Origin of the sequence: Rossellomorea sp. RS05 (assembly GCF_039822645.1) — a bacterium.
Taxonomy (GTDB): domain Bacteria; phylum Bacillota; class Bacilli; order Bacillales; family Bacillaceae_B; genus Rossellomorea; species Rossellomorea marisflavi_B.
The window spans coordinates 188,070-210,755 of the sequence record NZ_JBDKWY010000003.1; the positions used below are offsets into that span (position 1 = coordinate 188,070).

20 protein-coding genes are annotated in these 22,686 nt (G+C 48.5%); 1 reads left to right on the forward strand and 19 read right to left on the reverse strand.

Annotated elements, in window-relative coordinates; all coding sequences use genetic code 11:
• Positions 1 to 6 precede the first annotated feature (6 nt).
• From ABJ225_RS10815 to ABJ225_RS10890, 16 genes are all read right to left on the reverse strand, one after another.
• The gene (locus ABJ225_RS10815; protein WP_056534964.1) at positions 7 to 387 is read right to left on the reverse strand and encodes a hypothetical protein; all 381 of its coding nucleotides are present in this window, start codon (positions 385 to 387) and stop codon (positions 7 to 9) included.
• A 133-nt stretch (positions 388 to 520) separates the two neighbouring features.
• Positions 521 to 901: an adenosylmethionine decarboxylase gene (gene speD, locus ABJ225_RS10820; protein ID WP_048006319.1), complete on the reverse strand. Its 381-nt coding sequence runs from the start codon at positions 899 to 901 to the stop codon at positions 521 to 523.
• Positions 902 to 1,344: 443 nt separating this feature from the next.
• Positions 1,345 to 2,373, reverse strand: a complete 1,029-nt coding sequence (locus ABJ225_RS10825) for a glyceraldehyde-3-phosphate dehydrogenase (RefSeq protein WP_056534962.1) — start codon at positions 2,371 to 2,373, stop codon at positions 1,345 to 1,347.
• Between the two features lie 223 nt (positions 2,374 to 2,596).
• Positions 2,597 to 3,199 (reverse strand): dephospho-CoA kinase, encoded by a 603-nt coding sequence (gene coaE, locus ABJ225_RS10830; RefSeq protein ID WP_347320119.1) that lies wholly within the window; start codon positions 3,197 to 3,199, stop codon positions 2,597 to 2,599.
• 31 nt (positions 3,200 to 3,230) lie between these two features.
• The gene (ytaF, locus tag ABJ225_RS10835; protein WP_056534960.1) at positions 3,231 to 3,866 is read right to left on the reverse strand and encodes a sporulation membrane protein YtaF; all 636 of its coding nucleotides are present in this window, start codon (positions 3,864 to 3,866) and stop codon (positions 3,231 to 3,233) included.
• Between the two features lie 63 nt (positions 3,867 to 3,929).
• Positions 3,930 to 4,757 (reverse strand): DNA-formamidopyrimidine glycosylase, encoded by an 828-nt coding sequence (gene mutM / locus ABJ225_RS10840; protein ID WP_079516605.1) that lies wholly within the window; start codon positions 4,755 to 4,757, stop codon positions 3,930 to 3,932.
• Positions 4,758 to 4,772: 15 nt separating this feature from the next.
• Entirely contained in the window at positions 4,773 to 7,403 is a 2,631-nt protein-coding gene (polA, locus tag ABJ225_RS10845; RefSeq protein WP_079516606.1) for a DNA polymerase I, read from the reverse strand.
• A gap of 226 nt (positions 7,404 to 7,629) precedes the next feature.
• A complete protein-coding gene (gene hflC / locus ABJ225_RS10850; RefSeq protein WP_053426366.1) occupies positions 7,630 to 8,565 on the reverse strand; it encodes a protease modulator HflC in 936 nt (311 codons plus the stop codon).
• Positions 8,558 to 9,523: an FtsH protease activity modulator HflK gene (gene hflK, locus ABJ225_RS10855; protein WP_079516787.1), complete on the reverse strand. Its 966-nt coding sequence runs from the start codon at positions 9,521 to 9,523 to the stop codon at positions 8,558 to 8,560. Before hflK ends, hflC begins: the two co-directional genes overlap by 8 nt.
• Before the next feature lie 226 nt (positions 9,524 to 9,749).
• On the reverse strand, positions 9,750 to 11,537 hold the full coding sequence (gene pnpS / locus ABJ225_RS10860) for a two-component system histidine kinase PnpS (protein ID WP_347320122.1): 1,788 nt from the start codon (positions 11,535 to 11,537) through the stop codon (positions 9,750 to 9,752).
• Positions 11,534 to 12,253 carry a response regulator gene (locus ABJ225_RS10865; RefSeq protein WP_347320124.1) on the reverse strand — a complete coding sequence of 240 codons (720 nt, stop codon included), beginning with the start codon at positions 12,251 to 12,253 and terminating at the stop codon, positions 11,534 to 11,536. The genes pnpS and ABJ225_RS10865 overlap by 4 nt, the downstream gene beginning before the upstream one ends.
• Positions 12,254 to 12,499: 246 nt before the next feature.
• Positions 12,500 to 12,976: a MaoC family dehydratase gene (locus ABJ225_RS10870; RefSeq protein WP_347320126.1), complete on the reverse strand. Its 477-nt coding sequence runs from the start codon at positions 12,974 to 12,976 to the stop codon at positions 12,500 to 12,502.
• A 389-nt stretch (positions 12,977 to 13,365) separates the two neighbouring features.
• Complete coding sequence (gene mdh / locus ABJ225_RS10875; RefSeq protein WP_048006330.1) at positions 13,366 to 14,304, reverse strand: malate dehydrogenase; 939 nt, start codon at positions 14,302 to 14,304, stop codon at positions 13,366 to 13,368.
• 61 nt (positions 14,305 to 14,365) lie between these two features.
• Positions 14,366 to 15,634 carry an NADP-dependent isocitrate dehydrogenase gene (gene icd, locus ABJ225_RS10880; protein WP_053426363.1) on the reverse strand — a complete coding sequence of 423 codons (1,269 nt, stop codon included), beginning with the start codon at positions 15,632 to 15,634 and terminating at the stop codon, positions 14,366 to 14,368.
• A 117-nt stretch (positions 15,635 to 15,751) separates the two neighbouring features.
• Positions 15,752 to 16,870: a citrate synthase gene (citZ, locus tag ABJ225_RS10885; protein ID WP_159640717.1), complete on the reverse strand. Its 1,119-nt coding sequence runs from the start codon at positions 16,868 to 16,870 to the stop codon at positions 15,752 to 15,754.
• 368 nt (positions 16,871 to 17,238) lie between these two features.
• Positions 17,239 to 17,724, reverse strand: coding sequence for a DUF441 domain-containing protein (locus tag ABJ225_RS10890; RefSeq protein ID WP_481900620.1), 486 nt, complete (start codon positions 17,722 to 17,724; stop codon positions 17,239 to 17,241).
• Between the two features lie 109 nt (positions 17,725 to 17,833).
• On the opposite strand from ABJ225_RS10890, the gene ytvI reads away from it, so the two are divergent.
• Complete coding sequence (ytvI, locus tag ABJ225_RS10895) at positions 17,834 to 18,946, forward strand: sporulation integral membrane protein YtvI (protein ID WP_347320129.1); 1,113 nt, start codon at positions 17,834 to 17,836, stop codon at positions 18,944 to 18,946.
• A 274-nt stretch (positions 18,947 to 19,220) separates the two neighbouring features.
• Here ytvI and ABJ225_RS10900 read toward each other — a convergent pair whose 3' ends face one another.
• The 3 genes from ABJ225_RS10900 to pfkA form a co-directional block, all read right to left on the reverse strand.
• On the reverse strand, positions 19,221 to 19,607 hold the full coding sequence (locus ABJ225_RS10900) for an FxsA family protein (protein ID WP_053426360.1): 387 nt from the start codon (positions 19,605 to 19,607) through the stop codon (positions 19,221 to 19,223).
• A gap of 108 nt (positions 19,608 to 19,715) precedes the next feature.
• Positions 19,716 to 21,476 carry a pyruvate kinase gene (gene pyk / locus ABJ225_RS10905; RefSeq protein ID WP_159640723.1) on the reverse strand — a complete coding sequence of 587 codons (1,761 nt, stop codon included), beginning with the start codon at positions 21,474 to 21,476 and terminating at the stop codon, positions 19,716 to 19,718.
• Positions 21,477 to 21,506: 30 nt separating this feature from the next.
• A complete protein-coding gene (gene pfkA / locus ABJ225_RS10910; protein ID WP_347320132.1) occupies positions 21,507 to 22,466 on the reverse strand; it encodes a 6-phosphofructokinase in 960 nt (319 codons plus the stop codon).
• Positions 22,467 to 22,686: the final 220 nt, after the last annotated feature.

Below are 22,686 nucleotides of genomic sequence, written 5' to 3' on the forward strand. Positions count from 1 at the left end.
TTCTCGCTATCTTACCCTCGTTAATTTCCCGTCCAGGACATCATAATAATTCTTGATCTGCGCCTTCAGGACGGAATACGTACCGAGGATCTTCCCCTTATCCGTACTCAGTTTGAAATCGACCGCCGTCTCGAGGGGCCTTACCCCGATGACCGTGGCAACGATGAACAGCTGCGGGGTCCCGTTCTTCCGGATCGTGATCTCTCCCCTGTCCTTTGATTCGGACAGGATATCGTACTGGGGAGAGGAGAACAATTCGAGGACGGCATTGAATGTCCCACTTTGCATGGATTTATAATAATGGGTCTGCAGGACTTCTTCTTCCTGCTTATCCGATGTTTCACATTCCGATTGAAAACGTTTCAGCAAGGTCTTGATTCCGCTCATGATCATTTTCCTCCCTTTGTATATCCCCATTTTACACGAAAAACTGAGGATTGAAAATGGAGACATTGAAAGCGGGAACAACTCCAATAAAAAAAGAGATGCATGAGTCATGCACCTCTTGAAGATTCAACTATTAGAGCGCCTGAGCCTGTGATTTCTTAACCTGTACAGGTCCCATGCCGCGCGGAAGTTCGATTGTTTCACGGGTATCAGCACCCAATGCTTCAGCTATATATTCTGCAGCGATGTTCGGATCTAGATCTCCGCATGTATACACATCGATGCTGGCATATCCATGTTCAGGAAAGCTGTGGATGGTCAGGTGGGATTCAGAGATGATCACCACTCCGCTCACGCCTTGTGGAGCAAATTTGTGAAAGGCCACTTCACGGATTTCAGCACCTGATTTAAGAGCTGCGTCCACAAACGTTTTTTCAATTCCTACTACATCATTCAACTTTTCAAAATCGCAACCCCATAGTTCAGAGATTACATGACGACCCATTGTTTCCATTTGATCGTTTCCCCCTTTGACATAATTTTTTTCGTCAAAATGAACAAGTCCCTTGGCAAAATCTTAACCACCACGGGGGAAAGTTAGTCCGAAGAGGTCCTAACCCTTTAAGTAGTTAACTCAGTAATCATTTGCTGTTAAGAAGTTCACGAAAAATAGTATACTTGGTTTAAACCCCATTTGCAATAAATTTTCAAAAGTTTTTTCATGGGTCCGATCTCGCATCCAGTGTGCAGGGATATGGATTTTCCCGACGTGAAAGCCTGCATACGGACTAGTACTTCTTGTCTGGAGGGCCCAGACGGTGCCTATGGGTTTTGATGTGGTCAGCAGGCTGGTGGCCCCCGGCAGGTTTCCGGTTCCTGGCAGGCCATTTAAGCACGAAAAAAGAACGCATCCTCGATGCGTTCCTATGTTCGTTCGTTCTTTTTATATTGGTTCTTTCAAACATTCACCCCGGCTGCCGCTTCCATCTTGGATGCCGTGAACCTCACTAGGTCGACGACCCGGCAGGAGTAACCCCATTCATTATCGTACCATGCAAGCACCTTGACTTTGCGATCATCCATCACCATGGTGGAAAGACCATCTATGATGGCAGAGTGGGGATTGGTGTTGAAATCGATTGACACGAGTGGCTCCGTCGTGAATTCAACGATTCCGTGCATGGAGCCCATTGAGGCAGCCGTGAAGGCATCATTGATTTCATCGACCGTTACATCCCTTTTTACATCGACCACAAGGTCCACAAGAGATACATTCGGAGTCGGGACACGAAGTGCCATCCCGTGAAGCTTACCTTTCAATTCCGGCATGACGAGAGCCAACGCCTTTGCTGCTCCAGTCGTCGTCGGAATGATGGATTGGCCGCACGCTCTCGCCCTCCGAAGGTCTTTATGGGGGTTATCGATATTCTTTTGATCATTCGTATAGGCATGCACCGTGGTCATCAGACCGTTTTCAATCCCGAACTGCTCATGAAGCACTTTTGCCACAGGTGCCAAGCAATTTGTGGTGCATGATGCATTGGAAATCACATGATGTTCGTCGATTTTGAGAGCGTCTTCGTTGACCCCCATCACGATGGTAACGTCTTCATTTTTACCCGGGGCCGTCAAGATCACTTTTCTTGCACCAGCATCCAGATGCAGGGCAGCTTTCTCCCTAGAATTGAACTTGCCTGTGGCTTCGATGACGATATCCACATTCAATTCATTCCATGGAAGGGCAGCCGGATCGCGGTTGCTCAGTAGCTTTACCGTCTTCCCATTGACAATCAGTGAATCCTCCCCGATTGCCACATCTGCCTGAAATGTACCGTGGTTGGTATCATACTTGATCAGATGCGCCAGTGTTTCTGCCGGATAGCTGGCATTGATGGCCACGACTTCCAAGTCATCCTCCATAATCGCCTTCCGAAATACCATTCTCCCAATTCGACCAAATCCATTGATTGCCACTCTCGCCATCATATATCCTGCTCCCCTCTATATTAATGTTATACTCATATGTTTGTTTTCTAAAAATAGTATAACATATTTAACGGAATTGACCACCAAGTTTTGCATATAGTCGAAATGTTGTAACATTCTGATAACGCTTTCTTTTATTCATATTTCTTACAGCTTGGTTAAAGTCCACTAAGCTCCCCGGAAAAATAGAAAAGCCGCCGGACAAATTCCGGCGACTTTCCATTCACGGCTTCAATCCCCATGCAGTCAGGAGTTCTTCCACCTGCTTCAAGGTATCTTCCACCGAACCATTATTATCAATGACTGCGTCTGCCTTCTCTACTTTTTCCCTCAAGGGGAGCTGAGAGGAAATGCGGGACGCTGCCTCTTCTTCGGTCATTTTGTTCCGCTTCATCAATCGGCTGAGCTGAACGTCTTTTTCCACGGTGACGACGATCGTCCGATCCACCATCCATGTCAGATCACTTTCAAATAGAAGGGGAATATCCATGATGATGGTCTGTTTCCCGTTTTCAACGGCCTCGTCTTTATGGGAGAGCATCATGCTCCTTACAGCCGGATGCACGATTCCATTGAGAAGATTCCGTTTCGTCTGGTCATTGAAGATGATGGCCCCGAGAACTGCACGGTCGATCTGGCCGTTTTCCTGTAGGATGCCCTTGCCGAATGCTTCGACGATGGCGAGGTACGCGGGCTGCCCGACTTCCACCACCATGCGTGCTGCAAGATCTGCATCGATGATGGTATACCCCTTTTCTTGTAGTAATGCCGATACTGTACTTTTACCGCTTGCAATGCCGCCCGTCAGTCCAATGATGTTTGCCACTTTCATCGATCCTTTCGTTCAGCACCATTCCCTAGAACCGCATGATCCCCAGACAAATCAATAGGACGCCAGGCAGAAAGGCGACCCGCTGGATCCATCTGATATGAGAGAAGTAGACGCCCAACTGCAATCCGCAGGTGAGGAAGATGAAACTCATGGAGAAGATGGCGATGGCAAGTGGAAAAGGAGAATAATTCAAAAGCGCGGCCCCCAGCCCTGCACCGAACGAATCAAGGGAAAGGGCGATGCCGAGCATGAATGCTTCGACGCCGGTAATGGTTCCGGAGCGGTCGAAATCGGCCGTCAACGGACGCCTCATGATCTGGATCACGAGGCCGATCGATTTGATTTCCACATTGATCAAGGTCTTTTCTTTCTCTTCCACGGGTGTGTCCTTCTCCGGTCTGAAAAACTGATAAAGCACCGCGAGTCCGATGGCCACCAGGATCAACCCTCCGACCCTTCCTGCCCATTCGGGTGAAAGGATGACAGAGATCGCTTGACCCATGAACATGGCGATCAATAAGCATAATGCAGAGCATAAGGAAATGATGGTGATTGATTTTATAGGTATTTTGACTTTTCGTAATCCATATGTCAGTCCCGTACTGAAATTATCAAGGCTTACAGCAAATGCCAGTAGTAGTAAGGAGAAAAGTGTGTTCATTCTGATAGCCCTCCCAATCATCAATACAATACTATATGGTATGGGCTTATCAGATGTTAAATGTTAAAGGCGCTGGCAGTGGGGGCAATAATGCGTCCCTCTTCCTGCGGATACTTTCTTCTCGATCGGCGTACCGCATTGTCTGCAAGCTTCGCCATTCCTGCTGTACACATACAGGTTCTGCTGGAACATCCCCATTTGTCCCTGGGAGTTCACGTAGGAGCGGATCGTGCTCCCCCCCATATCCACCGCTTCCCTGAGGGTGGCGATGATGCTTTGATGCAGATTCCCGACTTCATCAACTGTCAGGGATGATGCTTTCCGGTCGGGATGGATACCCGAACGGAATAGCGCTTCGTCGACGTAAATATTCCCGAGTCCCACCATGACGGTTTGGTCGAGGAGAACGGCCTTGACGATCCTTGAGGTTCCGGCAAACCTGCCGTGAAGGTAGTCAGGCGTGAACGCTTCTTCAAACGGTTCGGGTCCAAGCTGCAGGAGGGGCAGATGAAGAAGTTCTTCCCCTTTTTTGAACAAGTGCATCGTCCCGAATTTCCGTACATCGCGGTATCTCAATTCCGTCCCATCCGTGAACGTGAATACCACATGGGTATGCTTCTCCACGGGCTCATCCTTTTGATGAAGGGCATACTTCCCCTCCATCCTCAAATGGGAGACAAGGGAGACATCATTCAGGTAAAAGATCAAAAACTTCCCCCGTCGTCCCATCGCAAGGATTTCCTGACCTTTAAGGGAGTCCGTGAATTGAGCCGTCTCGGATGGTTGCTTGATCATCTTCGGCCAGCTCACGGCCACCTCTTTGATCGTCTTTCCTACTACAAGGACCTCCAATGTCCTTCTGACTGTTTCTACTTCTGGAAGTTCAGGCACCGGTCCTACTCCTCTCTATTTGGCATCGTACCATGTGTCGCCATAGGAATAGTCCACCTTGAGGGGCACTTCAAGCTCCATTGTCTGTTCCATGACTTCAGGTACGATTTTTTCCAGGATCTCGATTTCATCCTTCGGCGCTTCGAAGATCAGTTCATCATGCACCTGAAGGAGAAGGCGGGATTTCAGATTTTCTTTTTCAAGGCGGGCTGCCATATCGATCATCGCTTTTTTGATGATATCGGCTGCACTTCCTTGAATCGGTGTGTTCATCGCTGTACGCTCCGCGAAGCTCCGCAGGTTGAAGTTCCGGCTCGTGATTTCAGGAAGGTATCTCCTGCGTTTGAGCAGGGTCGTGACATAGCCTTTCTGTTTGGCATCCTGCACGATGTCTTCCATATAATCCTTTACCCCAGGGAAGCTTTCAAGGTATTTGTTGATGAACTCACCGGCTTCTTTCCGTGAGATATCCAGGCTCTGTGACAGACCGTAGTCGCTGATCCCGTAGACGATCCCGAAGTTGACGGCTTTCGCATGACGCCGCATATTCGATGTAACATCTTCTTTTGCCACCCCGAAGACGTCCATCGCCGTCTTTGTATGGATATCCATATCGTTCCGGAAGGCTTCGATCAGCTTTTCATCTTTAGCGATATGGGCAAGGACGCGAAGCTCGATCTGTGAGTAGTCGGCCGCGAACATCACCCAGCCCTCTTCTGATGGAATGAATGCCTGTCTGATTTTACGGCCTTCTTCCAGCCTGATCGGGATGTTCTGAAGGTTCGGATCCGTCGAGCTGAGGCGCCCGGTCTGAGTGAGGGCCTGATTGAAACGCGTATGGATCTTCCCGGTTTCCTCATGGACCACCTTCAACAACCCTTCAAGGTATGTGGACTGCAGCTTACCAAGCTGTCGATAATGGAGGATGTAGTCGATGATCTCATGCTTCGACTGCAGCTTCTCCAATACATCGGCAGACGTTGAGTAGCCGGTCTTCGTCTTCTTGATGATAGGAAGACCGAGCTTATCGAACAGGACTACGCCGAGCTGCTTGGGAGAATTGATATTGAAGCTTTCCCCTGCGAGCTCGTGGATTTTCTTCTCCAGTTCAACAAGACGTTCGGCGAGTTCATCCTTCATTTCATTCAGACGATCACAGTCCACCTTCACACCGGTGTGTTCCATCTCGGCCAGGATCAGGGCGAGAGGAAGCTCAAGATCGGTAAACAATTCTTGTTGATTGTTCTCCTCGAGCTCGTCCATGCATGTCCCTTTCAAGGTCCAGAGAACGAACGCCTTCCTTGCGATGTGTTCAGACAGCACCTCAAGATCCGGTACCTTCTGTTTCGCCCCTTTGCCGAAGACCGCTTCATCGGATTTCATGCCGGCCTGTCCGTGTCCTTTGGCAATCGTGGCGAAATCCTCACTCGATTCAGAAGGATTGATGATATAAGACGCGAGCAAGAGATCGAAGTCGATCCCTTCGATTTCGATGCCTTCCCTCAGGAAGGATACGATCGTTTCTTTAGCGTTGTAGACATGCTTGACGGATTCCCCGTCCTCGGCCCACGCTTTGAACGCTGGGGACGCTGCTGCCGTTTCCATGGAAAAGAAATAGGTTCCCTTTTCGTTGTGGAGACCGATCCCGATGACCTTGCCTGTATGATAATTATCCTCGAGCATTTCAATATAGAGGGAGCTTTCCTTTGCAAGATGATCCTCTTTGATTTCGTCCAGTACCGCGAATGAAATCTCCTCTTGTTCCACCGGTTCTTCCTCGACGGTTTCACCCATTTTCTCGAGAAGGGAATTGAAGCCGAGATCCTTGAAGACGGCTTTCAGTTCCTGGGTCTCCTCCCCTTCATAGTGAAGGTCGTCGAGACCCACATCCACCGGCGCTTCACGGAGGATCGTTGCCAGTTCTTTACTCATGATGGCCTGTTCCTTATTCTCTTCAAGCTTCTCCTTCAGCTTCTTCCCGCTCACCTGATCGATGGAAGACAGAAGCTCTTCAAGCGTTCCGAACTGCTTCAACAGTTTGATCGCCGTCTTCTCACCGACACCCGGTACGCCAGGGATGTTATCCGAGCTGTCTCCCATGAGACCCTTCATATCGATGACGCGGTCGGGCGTGATTTCCCACTTTTCCTTCACGTGTTCCGGCGTATAGATTTCAAGATCCGTGATCCCTTTACGCGTGATGCACACTGTCGTTTTATCCGAGCTGAGCTGCGTCAGATCCTTGTCTCCCGAAAACACTTTCACGTCAAAGCCTTCCGCTTCGGCCCTCAGTGACAGGGTCCCGATGATGTCATCGGCCTCGTAGTTCTCCTTCTCGTATCGTTTGATCCCATATGCATCCAGAAGCTCCCGGATGTAGGGGAACTGTTCCGATAGCTCGGGCGGGGTCTTTTGTCTGCCCCCTTTATATTCCTTGAATGTTTCATGCCTGAAAGTGGTCTTTCCGGCATCGAATGCAACCAGGATATGCGAGGGTTTCTCATCCTCGAGGATCCTTTGAAGCATCGTAGTGAAGCCATAGACGGCATTCGTATGTACACCTTTATCGTTGTTCAACAGCGGCAGGGCAAAAAATGCGCGATATGCGATACTGTTTCCATCGATCAAGACTAGTTTTTTTGACATGGCGGTACCTCCTGTACGTTCATCACATAAGGATGAACCTTCTCTATACCCATTCTACCATGACCGGGATTGAAAGGAAAAATCCCCACCCCTGACCGCCATGAGGGACACGGTGTCTGGCCCTGCCCGTCGTGCTGAAAACGGGTGAGGACCCTCCCTTCCATACTGGCTAACGGCTGGAGTCTCCCGTCGCACAACAAAAGCCTCCGGACAGGAGGCTTTGCGATCATTCAGTATAGCCCATCAGCAGGCGGGCATAAGGTGAATCGGATGGAAGGACGATCACAGTTTCATCGTCAATCGTCTTTTTGTAGGTTTCAAGCGTACGGTACAGATCATAAAACTCAGGGTCTTTAGAGAATGATTTATTATAAATCACCGCCGCTTCGGATTCCCCCTCAGCCCTGATCACATTGGCCTCCGTTTCTGCTTTTGCGATGAGCTCCTTCACTTCACGGTCCGTTTCGGCCGTGATGCTCTGTTTCTCCGCATCCCCCTGGGAAAGGTACTCCTGCGCCTTGGATTCCCGCTCCGAAATCATCCTGGTATAGACGGACTTCTCATTTGCCTCAGGCAGGTCGGTGCGTTTGATCCGTACATCTTTGACCACCACCCCGTACTGCTGGTTTTCGAGGAGTTCATTGACCTTATCGGTGATCTGGTCGTTCAGGCTCCCTCTCGATGACTTCTCATCATTGATGACCTCTTCATATTCCAGTTTACCAAGCTCTGCCCTGACCACGGAATAGATGAAATCCTCCATCTTCGCTTCTGCGTTGATGACATTCCGTGCATTGGAGATCATCTTCAAAGGATCGGTGATCTGCCATACGGCATAGTTATCGATGAGCATCCGCTTTTTATCCTTTGTATTGATCTCAGCTTCTGTCACATCGGACGTCATCTGCCGCTTCGTCAACGTCGTCACTGATTGTATGAAGGGAACCTTCACCTTCAGGCCCGGCTCTTCGTCGATCCGCACCACTTCACCGAACTGGCGGACAACCTTGTATTCTCCTTCTTTCACAATATATACGGAGGTGAAGGCAACCAGGAGAAGTGCAAGGAGTACCACCAGGAATATCCCTGTCCTGACGTAAGGCTTCCAGTCTGTCGGAGGCCGCTCTTTCTTCTCGAATTGATAGACGTTAGGATTACTCATCGGCCTTCGCCTCCTTTTCTTCCGCCTCCGCCTTCGCTTTCCCTTCCATCGGTCGGATCGGGAAGTGCTTCAGGGTTTCCCCGTCATCTTTCATAATGTAGATCTCGGCATTTGGCAGGACGGTTTCAAGGCTTTCAAGAACCAGACGTTTCCGTGTGATATCCGGGTTGGTTTTGTATTGATCATAGAGTTTATCGAAAACGGCCACATCCCCTCGTGCCTGTTCGATCCTTGCAATCTTGTCGCCCTTTGCCTTGGACATAATCGCCTTCTTCTCTCCCTGTGCTTCATTCATGCGCTGATTCTGATACTTTTTGGCTTCATTGGTTTTTGTATTTTTCATTTCACGCGCATCGGTGACGGCCGTGAAGGAGGAGCGCACATCTTCATTCGGCAGTTCCACGTCCTGCAGCTTTACACCGATGATGGAAATCCCTATATCATAGTCTTCTATCAGATTGGTCAGAAGGTCTCTGACATCGCCTTCGATCTTGGCCTTTCCCGAGGTCAATGCATCATCGATCAGCGAACTGCCGATGATGCTCCTGATGGATGAGGATGTGGCATCATAGAGAATTTCCTTCGGGTTTTCGGCATTGAAGAGATAGCCTTCGGGATCGGTGATTTTCCACTGCACAACTAAATCGGCCAGGACGATGTATTCATCACCCGTGATCATTTTGGTTTCTTTCGGGAAATTTTTGATTTCCCCTTCGCTTTCTTCATACCCGAATTGAAGTGTGAACGTTTCTTTTGATAGCGTTTCTACCTGTTGGATCGGCCAAGGCATCTTAAAGTGCAGGCCCGGTTCCACTACGGGATCCCCTGCCTTCCCGAATGTAAGGACAAGCGCCTGTTCCGACTCATCCACCGTGTACCACGACGTCACCAGTACCGCGATGAGGATCAGTGCTCCCAACACCATCCCCGTCACCTTATACGTTTGCTTCAAGCTCATGAAATCCCCCCATTTTGTCTGACCCATTCTACTAATCTATACGGTCCTTCCCCTGAAAAGTTTCAGGAATATTACAATGGTGGGAAAAATTCCATGCAAAAAGACGAGAACGGGGTCGGTTCTCGTCTTTTCATCAACACCTTGGATGAAGGGGTTTCACTTAGTATCGTATCACCGGTATGTTAACCGGAATTTAACACTTTGTAAATGGTTTGTAAAAAAACCATCATTCCCCTTCATGTATGCCCTCATGAAATTGTTTGTTCAATAGGACCTTGAATGTCGTCCCCTGATTCAGTTCACTTTCGACTTCGATCTTCGCCTCATGGGCCTCCAGGATGTGCTTGACGATGGCAAGGCCCAGACCGGTTCCTCCGGAGTTCCGGCTCCTTGCTTTATCAACCCGATAGAAGCGTTCGAATATACGCGGAATCTCCTCTTGGGCGATTCCGATCCCGTTATCCTTTATGGAGACAAGCACTTGCTTGCCTGCATCCTCCACTCCTACTTCCACGATCCCGCCTTGGGGAGTGTAGGATATCGCATTGCTGATCAGGTTGATGAACACCTGCTTCAACCGGTAGCTGTCCACCTCTGCGAGGACCGGGGATTCATTGTGCACATCCAGGGTGATACCCTTTTCCCTGGCACGCTCGTTCAGTATCGGCAGGATCTCTTCAATGAGACCGGATATGGACTCCTTTTGAAGGGAGAGCTCGAACCCGCTCTTTTCCACTTTTGATAGCTCAAGGAGATCCTGGATCAGTGATTGAAGACGGTCGCTTTCCTTCAGGATGATGTCGAGGAAATTCCTCAAGGTGTCTTCATCCTTCATCGCCCCATCGAGGAGAGTTTCAGAGAAGCCTTTGATCGATGTGATCGGCGTCTTCAATTCATGCGACACATTGGCGACAAAATCTTTTCTCATCTGCTCGAGCTTTTTTAGTTCCGTGATATCATGGAAGACCACGACGATCCCTTTCCACACATTGTTATGCCCGATGATCGGAGCCCCGTATACCTCGTAGTGCCTCCGCTCGATCTGGTAAGGAAGAAGGATCTGCTTCCGGACCCGCTTCTCTGTCATGAAGATCTCCTCCACCAATCGATTCACCTCTTGGAAATGGATCACTTCATGATAGCGGACCTTCCGCAGGTCCTTTTCCTCCAAATCGAAAAATTCCCGGAAGGTGCGGTTGGTCAGTACGATGAACCCGCGATGATCGATGAGGAGAAGGGCACTTCCCATATTTTCGATCAGGGTGGTGAGTCTGTCCTGCTGCATTTCCTGGGCATTGACCATTTCCTGGAGGTTACGGGCCAGGATATTGATCGATGAACTCAGCATGCTGGTCTCATCGAGTCGATCCTCGAAGGTCCTGGCACGATAATTCCCTTTCGCAAGCTCCATGGCTACATTGGTGGCCGATTCAATCGGTTTTGTATACCGTACGGTGATCCTTGATCCCAGGATGATGATCAGAACAAGGGCGAGTACGAGGGAAATCGTCAGGACCAGCCAAATCTGCTGATTCCCTTCTTCGAATTCATCCACCTCGGTACTCATGATGAGGAGTCCGTCGGATTGATTCCCTTTCTGATTGAGGGGATACCAATAGTAACGGAACTCCCTGCCTTCATCGACCACCTTCTTGTGACGATCCTTCACATCCCATTCATCCTTGATGGATGCGATGATCTCCTTCTGCTTCTGATTCCCAAGGGAATTCGGTCTTTTCGTATCGTCAATGACCTTCCCGTCCTCATCCAGCAGGGTGATTCGAACATCGAGAATATCGCTGAGCTCATTGATGATGGAAGGATTCGTTCCCTGGAGCGGTCCGTTTTCTTCTATTGAATTGGCAAGAAGCCTTGCTTCTTTCTGGATTCTGGAGTTCAGCGTCTCAAGATAAAAATTCTTGAAAATTTGTCCAAGTAGAAGGCCCAGCCCAATCAACACGCCGATGATGAGGGTGATAAGCGCCAGAAGAAGCTTCGTCCTATACTTGGTCATGAGGATTTGGGACCCTCTAATTTATAGCCAAGACCCCTGATGGTCTTGATGTAAATCGGTTTCTTCGTATTGGTCTCGATTTTCTCACGGAGATGGCTGATATGCACATCCACGATCCTTGTGTCGCCTGCAAAATCATAATTCCACACGGCGCTCAAGAGCTGGTCTCTCGTCAACACCCTTCCCCGGTTGTCTGTCAGGTAGAGAAGAAGTTCAAACTCCTTCGGGGTCAGTTCAAGGAGCTCACCTTGGAAATACGCTTCATATTGTTCAGGGTATACTTTCAGTTCTCCGACTTCCTTGTAGTCCACTTCATTGCTTTCGGATTGTTCTTTCACGGCTGCGGCTGCCTGGCTTCTCCTCAGGATCGCTTTCACCCTTGCCACCACTTCACGTGGACTGAAAGGCTTCGTCATATAATCATCGGCACCGAGTTCTAGTCCCAGAACCTTATCTAACTCATCGTCCTTTGCCGTCAGCATGAGGATCGGCGTACTGATCTTGCGCTGGCGCAGTTCTTTGCATACTTCGATCCCATCCATGGATGGAAGCATCAGATCAAGGATGATCAAATCGGGTGATTCAGAGACGGCCTTATTCAAGCCTTCCTCTCCGTCATATGCCGTCATGACAGCATAACCCGATTGTTCCAGGTTGTATTTTAACAATGTTGCGATCGATTGTTCATCATCCACTACCAGAATGTTTTTGCTCATTGATTATAGGCCTCCAAGAGAATGAATTTACCCCTTCATCCATTAGCATTATGTAATTGTACTTTTATTATAATATAATTTTGTCGTGTTACCACTACTATTCGGCGTTTAGAGAATAGTCGGGCTAAATGTCCCCTCTTCCATCCGACATTTCAGAAAGGATGCGTAGGAATGGCACCGCACCCATTTTGAGTGTCGGGAGGGTAAGCGACTCAGAATAAAAAAACTCCCTCTAAAGGGAGCGGCTCAAAAATTTTCCAACGCGTGACTATTCATCTTTTCCAACCGATGTGGCGGGCACACGCTGATTCTTCCCGTCACGACCCTTTCATCGTCTTCGTTGTCTGCAGTGACTTCGATGATAACGGAATGGGCCTTCAGATCGATTTCCTTCACTTCGAACAGGAAACGGACGGTAGCGTAATGATAGACCGGCTTATGGAATTGGATCGATTGTTCGGTGATATGGGAGCCGGGTCCTGGCAGGTATTTCGAGACAGCTGATGTGATGATTCCCGTCAGCATGATGGATGGGACGATCGGCTTCTTGAAAGGCGTTTGCGATGCATAGTCGTGCTGAATATATAAAGGATTGGCATCATTCGTCAAACCAAGATAGAGAAGGAGTTGATTGTCCTCGATCTTCTCTGTAAGCGTCAGCTTCTCACCAATGGTCATATCTTCGATTTTTCTTCCCGGTTTTCTTTTTTTACCCAGTAACATGAACGCACCTCCTGAATGTAAACACTTACATTTTTGAATAGTCTTTCTATTAATATAGTATCATTTCTATTGTGCCCAAACAAAGGACTTTTTAGTAGGATTTCAAAAGGGATTCAGTGCATGAAAAAAAGGTTGAGACAAAACGAAAAAGATGCCATTATACCGCTCATGATTTCCGTGCAAGACTTCGCAGCCCGTGAGCCTCCTCGGCACGCCTGCGGGGAGCCACTCTTCCAGCAGGGGTCTTCGTCTTGCACTCCAATCAACAGCTGGAAACGATAGAAAAATGTTGTGAAATAAATGAAAAACCCGAATTCTTTTGCCTTATTTCAGACAAATGAATTCGGGTTTTCCTGTGACTAAGACATGTTCCAGCCTCAGGTATTGGTTTAAACCAATGCTTCCATGACGTTTTTGACGGCACTTGCCGATTGGCCGAGTGCTGTTTTCTCTTCTTCCGTCAGTTCAAGCTCGATGATTTTCTCAAGACCGTTTCCACCAAGGATCGTTGGTACACCAAGGTAAATTCCGTCATATCCATATTCGCCTTCAAGATAAGCGATGGCAGGGATGACGCGGCGTTGATCTTTGAGGATCGCTTCCACCATCTGAACGAGTGAAGCTGCAGGGGCATAGTAGGCACTTCCGTTTCCAAGAAGACCGACGATTTCCCCACCACCTTTACGCGTGCGCTCAACGATGGCATCGAGGCGATCTTTCGGAATCAATGTTTCAAGCGGGATTCCGCCTGCATAGGAATAGCGGATGAGCGGTACCATGTCGTCTCCATGTCCACCAAGAACGAAACCAGTAACGTCTTTCACTGATAGATTCAGTTCTTGGGCAACGAATGTACGGAAGCGGGCAGTATCAAGGACACCCGATTGACCGATGACGCGCTCTTTAGGGAATCCGGACTCTTTGAACACCGTATAGGTCATGGCATCCACAGGGTTCGTCAATACGATGATGTAACAGTTTGGTGAGTACTTCACGATTTCCTGTGTCACGGACTTCATGACTTTTTGATTCGTCTGAACAAGATCATCACGGCTCATTCCAGGCTTACGCGCGATACCGGCTGTGATGACGACGATGTCAGAGTCCTTCGTATCTTCATAGTTCGACGTACCGATGATGTTCGAATCGAATCCTTGTACCGGACTTGCTTCGAGCATATCCAAAGCCTTTCCTTTGGTCGGATCTTCATTTTGCGGGATATCAACAAGCACCACATCAGAAAGTTCTTTTTGTGCAAGCATCAATGCTGTCGTGGCACCAGTGAATCCTCCACCGATTACTGAAACTTTTCTACGTTTGATTGTCATCATTGCTTCCCCCTGTTCTTATGTAAGACAGGAGCAGAACCTGCCCCTGTCAGTCAATGTATTACATATTGTCGATCAAGGCTGTACCGAACTCTGAACATTTCACTTCTGTTGCTCCATCCATGAGACGAGCAAAGTCATAGGTTACGACTTTGGAAGCGATTGTTTTTTCCATTGATTTCGTGATCAGATCTGCTGCTTCATTCCAACCGAGGTGTTCAAGAAGAAGAACGCCGGATAGGATGACAGAAGATGGATTCACTTTATCAAGGCCTGCATATTTAGGTGCAGTTCCGTGTGTTGCTTCAAAGATGGCATGGCCGGATTCATAGTTGATGTTTGCTCCAGGAGCAATTCCGATTCCGCCGACTTGTGCAGCTAGGGCATCCGAGATGTAGTCACCGTTCAGGTTCATGGTCGCTACAACATCGAATTCAGCAGGACGCGTAAGGATTTGTTGAAGGAAGATATCCGCGATGGAATCTTTTACGATGATTTTGCCTGCAGCTTCAGCATCGGATTGTGCTTTGTTTGCTGCATCAAGACCGTCAGCATCCTTGATCTTATCGTATTGAGCCCAAGTGAATACTTTATCGCCGAATTCTTTCTCAGCAAGCTCGTAGCCCCAGTTTTTGAAGGCTCCTTCAGTGAACTTCATGATGTTCCCTTTGTGGACAAGGGTTACAGATTTGCGGCCTTCTGTGATTGCATAGTTGATGGCAGCGCGCACAAGACGGCTTGTCCCTTCTTCTGATACAGGTTTGATCCCGATACCGGATGTTTCAGGGAAGCGGATCTTGTTGACGCCCATTTCATCTTGAAGGAAGCTGATCAATTTTTTCACTTCATCAGAACCCTTTGCATACTCGATACCGGCATAGATATCTTCTGTGTTTTCACGGAAGATGACCATATCCGTATCTTCAGGACGCTTCACCGGTGAAGGTACACCTTCGAAGTAGCGTACAGGGCGAAGACATGTGAAGAGGTCAAGCTCTTGACGGAGAGCTACGTTCAATGAACGGATCCCGCCTCCTACAGGAGTGGTCAGTGGTCCTTTGATGGCGATGAAGTATTCACGAATCGCTTCAAGCGTCTCTGCAGGCAACCATTCACCCGTTTTGTTGAATGCTTTTTCACCTGCATATACTTCTTTCCATTCAATCTTGCGCTCACCGTTATACGCTTTTTCAACGGCTGCATCAAGGACGCGCTGGGAGGAAGCCCAGATGTCGGGACCTGTTCCGTCTCCTTCGATAAATGGTACGATCGGATGGTTCGGGACGTTCAGTTGGCCATTCTCATTCGTGATTTTTTCAGCTTGTGTCATGTATGTACCCTCCATTTACTCATTATCAAAGGGAACAACGCCCATCGCAGTGAGCATGTCATTCCCTTTATCTATTACTATTACACCAATATTTTGAGTGTTTGTAAATATCGGTGATTAACCTCTTTCGCTTACCGGTACGTATTCTTGCTTTCCAGGCCCGATATAATCGGCACGAGGACGGATCAGACGATTGTCGGAATATTGCTCAAGGATGTGTGCAAGCCAGCCCGATACCCTGCTGACCGCAAAGATCGGCGTGAACAGATCGTGGTCGATTCCAAGGCTGTGATAAACGGAAGCAGAATAGAAATCGACGTTCGGTGGAAGATCCTTCTTCGATGTGAACGTTGCATCCACTTTTTCGGAGATTTCGTAATATTTCCCTTGACCTGTCAGCTCGGTAAGGCGCTTCGACATTTCTTTAAGATGCTTGGCACGAGGGTCCCCCTGACGGTAGACACGGTGTCCGAAGCCCATGATTTTCTCTTTCTTCTCCAGCTTATCAAGGACATACTCTTCAGCCTTGTCAACGCTTCCGATTTCAGTGAGCATCTTCATGACCTGTTCATTCGCACCACCGTGAAGTGGGCCTTTCAACGCGCCAATGGCCGCCGTCACACCAGAATAAACATCTGATAGAGTGGCAACGCATACACGGGCCGTGAAGGTAGACGCATTCAATTCGTGGTCGGCATGAAGGACGAGGGCTTTGTTGAACGCTTCAATTTCAACCGGCTCAGGCGTTTTGCCGTTCAGCATATACAGGAAGTTCGCCGCAAAGTTCAAGTCTTTGCGAGGGGCAATCGGTTCCTGTCCGTTACGGATGCGGGCGAATGACGTGACGATTGTCGGGATCTTCGCCTGCAGGCGAACGGCTTTCATGTAGTTTTCCTGTGGATCCATGACATCTGCCTTATCATCATACAGGCCAAGCATGGATACTGCCGTCCTGAGTGCTGCCATCGGGTGGACTTCCTTGGTGTTGTACATCTTGAAGTGCTCGATCACCTCAGGTGGAAGAGCTGCATTCTCTGCAAGCTGGTTGGATAGCTCTTCCAACTCTCCTGCAGTAGGAAGCTTAAGATGCCACAATAAGTAGATAACCTCTTCGAAACTAGCATTATTTGCTAGATCGTCGATATTGTAGCCTACATATGTAAGAGTGTCATCAATGATGGAACTGATGGATGACGTAGTAGCTACAATTCCTTCTAATCCGCGAGTCGCTGTCATAATAATCTCTCCTTTGTTTAATTACTTCTACCCATTTCCCTATGAGCTTAAAACCCTAGCCATCGCCGTGCGAAAGGCTTCAGGATCTTTAAAAGAACGATTGACCGTGAAATGAGCGATGGCTCACCCAGCCAGCAAAAAATGATTCCCCGCCACATCTTTGTCATATTATGACGATCCGTGCGCTTGGGATACGCTTACATTTCCTATTATAAACAATACTCAGACTTTTGTGAATGAAAACGCATTAATTTGTGCAAAATATTTTTCTAGTAAAATAAACCACTTCGATTTTCCCACGTGCCGGCACGCCTCATCACCATAGGAAAAAGCCCCGTCCCTGATGGGATGGGGCTTTCACACCTTCTCTATACAATCATTTCATACAGCTTCATGGCAAGGTAGGCAATCCCCGCTCCGATAAGGGGGCCTACAGCAACTCCCTTGAATACGGCAACGGCGATGACGGTACCAAGCACAAGCGCTGTCGTGATGTGGGGATCGTTTTCGAGGAGGGTCAAGCCATTCTTGGCAATGATGGCCACAGCCATCCCGGATATCAACGCAATCCAGGCATACGGGGATTTCATGGATGAAATGAGATCCTTGAAGCCGATCTCACCGGTGGCGATGGGGGCAAGTACGGCGATCGTGATGATCGTCACACCCCAATTGATCCCTTTTCCCGATATGGTGCTGAAAATCTTCTCGTCCGCTCCCACGACCCTGAGGATGATCAATACGGCCGATGCAATGATGATGGATTGGTTCTTGGCAACGAACCCGATCCCTAATAATAGAAGTAAAAATAATAAAGGCTGGAACAAGCCATCCACTCCCCTCTCTGTTTCCATCCAAACGTTATCCTACCATACCAACAGCTGTTAACAAACCTAGTTGAAAACTATCTTTCCGTTCTTACCTGGATTAAAATAGAATAGAATAGCTTTAGGAGGGATGACGTTGAACCTGGAGTATTTATATCGTTTTATTCGTTTTCTTATTGTCGTAGCAATTGTGAGCTTTGCGTTCGTAGCCCTGTTCTACATATGGAAACTCGCTTACCCCTTTGTGATTGCCATTGCGATTGCATTTCTGATGAATCCCCTGGTCAATGTTCTTGAAAAAAAAGCGAGACTTCCTCGCATTTGGGCCGTGACTCTTTCCCTGCTCATGATTGTATCAGCTTTTGCTGGATTAATCACCCTGCTGATTGCGGAAATTGTCTCAGGAGCCAATTATTTGGCAGAAGTTTTGCCTAAACATGTCGAAACCCTCGTGGATTACGGAGAGGATGTCATAGCCGGGAAGGTCATGCCGTTCTATGAGCACGTGTCCGGTTTGTTCAAAAACCTCGATGCCGGACAACAGGATACGGTCTTGGAAAATATTCAGGCGGCAGGAACGAAGATTGCCACCTCTGCAGGAGACTTTCTGCAAAACTTCTTCACGAAGCTCCCACAGCTCGTTTCGTGGATCCCGAACGCTGCCACTGTCCTGATTTTCTCTGCACTTGCCACCTTCTTCATCAGTAAGGACTGGTATACATTATCCTCAAAGGCGGAACGGTTTATTCCCGGGAAAGCCATGACGAGCGGCAGGAAGGTCATTGTCGACTTGAAGAAGGCATTGTTTGGATTTATCAGGGCGCAGTTCACCCTGATCTCCATCACGGCCATCATGGTGCTCATCGGTCTCCTGATCCTGAAAGTGGATTACGCCATCACCATCGCACTGGTAACGGGGCTTGTGGATCTGATGCCCTACCTTGGTACAGGAGTCGTATTCGTCCCATGGATCGCCTATGAATTCATCACGGGGAATATGGGGCTTGGAATCGGGTTATCCGTCCTCTATGTGGTCGTGATTGTCCAAAGGCAGATCATGGAGCCGAAAATCCTTTCTTCAAGCATCGGACTCGACCCCCTTGCGACACTTGTGGCCCTGTTTGTGGGCTTCAAGCTCATCGGTTTCCTCGGACTCATTGTCGGTCCCATCGTCCTGGTCATCGGCCAGACGCTGCACCGTGCAGGTGTGTTCAAGGACACATGGCGATTCATCATCGGAGAAAAATGATAAAAGGGATTGGGACAATCCTAAAAAGGAACCGATACTGACGGACACGATCAGTATCGGTTCCTTAACTCGCCATGATCCGCTTTCCGATGTAGCCCCATGAGCCACCCCGGAAAGCCTGCTAGGTCTCACATTTGCTAGGCCTCGTCTTGCCGCTAGAAACGATGATGGTCATAAAACAAAGTAAAAACCCGAATTCATTTGCCCATGATAAGCAATTGGATTCGGGTTTTACTATGGCTAAAACACGTTTGTCCCAGCTTCTTTTACACGATTAGCGGTAGATGATGACATTCCGGTTCCTTCCCCATCTCCTGAACAGCTTGAAGAGGACAGGCTTGACCATGCTGCGCGTCGGCGGCAGCAACAGGATGATACCGAGTAAGTCCGAAACGAATCCCGGCAGGATGAGGAGGAGGCCGCCCGCTGCAATGCAGAGGCCATCCGTTACGTGTCCACCTGGCATTTGGCCGCTTTGGATATCCTGCTGGACTTTCCGGATTGCATCAAGACCCTGCTTTTTAGCAAGGAACGCCCCCAGGACTCCCGTCAGGATCATAAGGGAGATGGTAGGGAAAGCTCCGATCAGATGACCCGACCAGATCAACAGGCTGATTTCAACAAACGGAAAGATGATGAGAGAAGCGAGAATGTATTTCATGAATGGATTCCTCCAGACGATTTATCGTTTCACCCAGTATAGCACAGGTTTGGCCGGAACCCATACAAAAAGGCCGGAACCAACAATTGGTTCCGGCCCTTCTGTTGATTAAAGGATGCTTGCCTGACCGTTGTAAACGACGCCGCGAGTCGCATCAACCGTGATTTCCTGTCCATCCTGGAACAATGAAGTAGCATTTTCCACTCCAACGATCACAGGGATGCCGAGGTTGATTCCCACGACGGCTGCATGGCTAGTCAATCCGCCTTCTTCCACGATCAATGCTGAGCATTTCTCGAGGGCAGGCATCATTTCTTTATCCGTTCCGATTGTCACCAGGACGGATCCTTCTTTTGTCTTGCTTACCGCTTCTTCAGCAGATGAAGCAACGACCGCTTTACCGAATGCAGATTTGCGTCCGATTCCTTGGCCTTTTGCTACGATGTCACCGACAACGTGAATCTTCATAAGGTTTGTTGTTCCGGATTCTCCGATTGGAACACCAGCCGTGATCACAATCAGGTCACCATGTTTAGTCATACCGGAATTCATGCTCTCATCGACTGCCATTTGAAGCATTTCATCCGTTGTGGAAGCCTTTTGACCCATGGTAGGGAATACACCCCATACAAGTGCCAATCTTCTTGTAACGGAATCATCGCTTGTAACAGCAACAATCGGCGCCTTCGGACGGTATTTCGAGATCATACGTGCTGTATGTCCGCTTTCCGTCGGAGCAACGATCGCATTTACGTCAAGGTTGATGGCTGTATGAGCAACGGATTGTCCGATGGCATCGGTCATGTTGTGCTCACAATCTTTGATGCGTGCAGACAGAATCGCGCTTGAATCAAGGGCCTGCTCCGCTCTTGAAGCGATGTTATGCATCGTCTGAACAGCTTCGACTGGATAGCTTCCTGCTGCCGTTTCCCCTGAAAGCATGATAGCATCCGTGCCATCGAAGATCGCGTTGGCGACGTCACTTGCTTCTGCACGTGTCGGACGTGGGTTACGCTGCATGGAATCAAGCATTTGGGTAGCAGTGATGACTGGTTTACCTTGTGCGTTACACTTCTTGATCAGCATTTTCTGTACAAGTGGTACTTCTTCAGCAGGGATCTCAACACCAAGATCTCCACGTGCAACCATCAAACCGTCGGATACTTCAAGGATTTCATCGATATTATCGACACCCTCTTGGTTTTCGATTTTAGGAATGATGTGGATATGGCTTGCGTTATGCTCTTCAAGGAGCTGACGGATCTCAAGGACGTCAGACGCACGGCGAACGAATGAAGCCGCGATGAAATCAATCCCTTGTTCGATACCGAAGACGATGTCATTGGCATCTTTTTCAGTGATTCCAGGAAGATTCACTGAAACGCCCGGTACGTTGACACCTTTTTTGTTTTTAAGGGCACCGCTGTTGTTGATGACCGTGTGGATTTCACCGTTTGCTTTATCGATCTTAGTGACTTCAAGTCCGATCAAACCATCGTCAAGAAGGATTTTAGAGCCTTCATGTACATCATCGATCAAGCCTTCATACGAAACGGAGAACTTGTCCAATGTACCGACGACTTCTTTCATGGAAACGATGATGTTCTTGCCTTTTTCAAGCTCGAGGCCACCGTTTTCCATTGTGTGCGTACGGATTTCAGGTCCTTTTGTATCAAGGAGGATCCCGATATTCTTGCCGGCTTTTGCAGCGGCTTCACGGATGTTGATGATCCGTTGTCCATGCTCCTCAAAGTCACCGTGAGAGAAATTCAGGCGTGTTACATTCATTCCAGCATCGATAAGCTGTGACAGTTTCTCTACGCTTTCACTGGCAGGTCCGATCGTACATACAATTTTTGTTTTTCTCATTTTGTTACCTCCTGGGTTTGTACTTCTTTATTAGATAGAAAGTTCTTTGGAAAGATTATACATCTCAAGGTCGATATGATGTGGTTTGGCCAATGCTTCAATGATATCATAATCAACAAGCTGGTTCTTTTCGATCCCTACAGCACGCCCGCCATTACCACTCACGAGCAGTTCCACTGCTTTGGAACCGAGCCTGCTTGCAAGCACACGGTCAGATGCAGTCGGGGTTCCACCGCGCTGGATATGGCCGAGGACAGAAACGCGTGTATCCATACCGGTTGCTTCCTTGAAACGGTCGGCAAAGTCGTTACCTGACATGACGCCTTCGGCCACGACGATGATGCTGTGTTTCTTTCCGCGCTCCTGGCCTTTATTCAGACGCGTGATCACGTCATCCATATCGAATTTCTCTTCAGGGATGAGGACGGTTTCCGCACCACCTGCAAGACCAGACCAAAGGGCGATATCGCCTGCATTGCGGCCCATGACTTCAATGATGAATGTACGCTCATGTGACGTCGCGGTATCACGGATCTTATCAATGGCATCGATGACCGTATTCAGCGCCGTATCAAAACCGATTGTATATTCCGTACCCGGGATATCGTTGTCGATTGTACCCGGAACGCCCACGCATGGATAACCCCACTCAGTCAGGGCCTTGGCTCCTTGATAGGATCCATCTCCACCGATGACGACAAGCCCTTCAATCCCGAACTTCTCAAGCTGTTCGATCCCTTTTTTCTGGCCTTCCTTCGTCTTGAACTCCTCACAGCGGGCTGTGTAGAGCATCGTTCCCCCGCGGTGGATGATATCACCGACGGAACCAAGCTCAAGCTTTTGGATATTCCCGTTGATCAATCCGTTATATCCTTGATAAATGCCGTATACTTCAACATCCATGAAAATTGCTTTACGGACGACGGCACGCACTGCCGCGTTCATCCCAGGCGAATCTCCGCCACTCGTTAGTACACCAATCTTTTTCACTTCAATCACCTCTTGAGTTATATGCATATCTATGTAAAAAGAACATACGCATTTGTTAATGCTTTCACATAATTCAGGAAAATGGTAAATATGCCAATCTCCCTACTTATTATGGTCCAATGATACAAGGTTTATTTCTAAAATACCATGAAGAATAACGGTTCTCAACTAGTTCCGCCCTCTCGATGCAAAAGACGAAATGTTCACTTAAATGAAACCG

Coding starts and splice junctions, on each gene's coding strand:
- ABJ225_RS10815 (WP_056534964.1), bottom strand. CDS start 387: ATGAGCGGAATCAAGACCTTGCTGAAACGTTTTCAATCGGAATGTGAA.
- speD (WP_048006319.1), bottom strand. CDS start 901: ATGGAAACAATGGGTCGTCATGTAATCTCTGAACTATGGGGTTGCGAT.
- ABJ225_RS10825 (WP_056534962.1), bottom strand. CDS start 2,373: ATGATGGCGAGAGTGGCAATCAATGGATTTGGTCGAATTGGGAGAATG.
- ytaF (WP_056534960.1), bottom strand. CDS start 3,866: ATGAACACACTTTTCTCCTTACTACTACTGGCATTTGCTGTAAGCCTT.
- polA (WP_079516606.1), bottom strand. CDS start 7,403: ATGTCAAAAAAACTAGTCTTGATCGATGGAAACAGTATCGCATATCGC.
- hflC (WP_053426366.1), bottom strand. CDS start 8,565: ATGAGTAATCCTAACGTCTATCAATTCGAGAAGAAAGAGCGGCCTCCG.
- hflK (WP_079516787.1), bottom strand. CDS start 9,523: ATGAGCTTGAAGCAAACGTATAAGGTGACGGGGATGGTGTTGGGAGCA.
- pnpS (WP_347320122.1), bottom strand. CDS start 11,537: ATGACCAAGTATAGGACGAAGCTTCTTCTGGCGCTTATCACCCTCATC.
- ABJ225_RS10865 (WP_347320124.1), bottom strand. CDS start 12,253: ATGAGCAAAAACATTCTGGTAGTGGATGATGAACAATCGATCGCAACA.
- ABJ225_RS10870 (WP_347320126.1), bottom strand. CDS start 12,976: ATGTTACTGGGTAAAAAAAGAAAACCGGGAAGAAAAATCGAAGATATG.
- mdh (WP_048006330.1), bottom strand. CDS start 14,304: ATGACAATCAAACGTAGAAAAGTTTCAGTAATCGGTGGAGGATTCACT.
- icd (WP_053426363.1), bottom strand. CDS start 15,634: ATGACACAAGCTGAAAAAATCACGAATGAGAATGGCCAACTGAACGTC.
- citZ (WP_159640717.1), bottom strand. CDS start 16,870: ATGACAGCGACTCGCGGATTAGAAGGAATTGTAGCTACTACGTCATCC.
- ABJ225_RS10890 (WP_481900620.1), bottom strand. CDS start 17,724: ATGGAAACAGAGAGGGGAGTGGATGGCTTGTTCCAGCCTTTATTATTT.
- ABJ225_RS10900 (WP_053426360.1), bottom strand. CDS start 19,607: ATGAAATACATTCTCGCTTCTCTCATCATCTTTCCGTTTGTTGAAATC.
- pyk (WP_159640723.1), bottom strand. CDS start 21,476: ATGAGAAAAACAAAAATTGTATGTACGATCGGACCTGCCAGTGAAAGC.